The organism is Mesorhizobium sp. M7A.F.Ca.US.006.04.2.1 (assembly GCF_004022915.1).
GTDB classification, from domain to species: Bacteria; Pseudomonadota; Alphaproteobacteria; order Rhizobiales; family Rhizobiaceae; genus Mesorhizobium; species Mesorhizobium ciceri.
Genome location: NZ_RZQA01001705.1, coordinates 1 through 378, shown reverse-complemented (window position 1 = coordinate 378; position 378 = coordinate 1). Strand labels below are relative to the sequence as shown.

Annotated in this window: 1 protein-coding gene; it reads right to left on the bottom strand. The window is 65.3% G+C overall.

What is annotated here, in order from left to right:
* Window positions 1-374 (bottom strand): FAD-dependent oxidoreductase (locus EN925_RS39510; protein WP_128337527.1); only part of this gene is annotated, 374 nt, incomplete at its 3' end.
* Window positions 375-378: the final 4 nt, after the last annotated feature.

Sequence of the window (378 nt, the reverse complement as noted above, 5' to 3'; positions counted from 1 at the left end):
CGCCGACGAGAGTGTGACGACTCGAGCCCAAGTCGCAACGCGCGGTCAGGGTGCTGGTCGAAGTCGACGCCGAACCTTTGGATCGTCCTAATCGCTTCGGGTGCAGCTCGTACCACTCGCCGCACCGTGGCCTCATCGCAGAGTCCGTCGCCGGCAGCTATCGTGTCGCAAAGGTGAAAATCTGGGCCGTCGTCGCCCCCGAGACTTGCCGCAAGACCGCCCTGGGCAAGTTCACTGCAGGCTCCGGTTCCAAGCGGCGCGTTGGTCAAAAGCACGACCGGTTCCGGCGCCAGATGAAGCGCCGTCATCAGGCCGGCAATGCCGCCGCCGATGACGACCGGCGCCCCCGCGATTTCGCGAACCTCCAGACTCATAGGG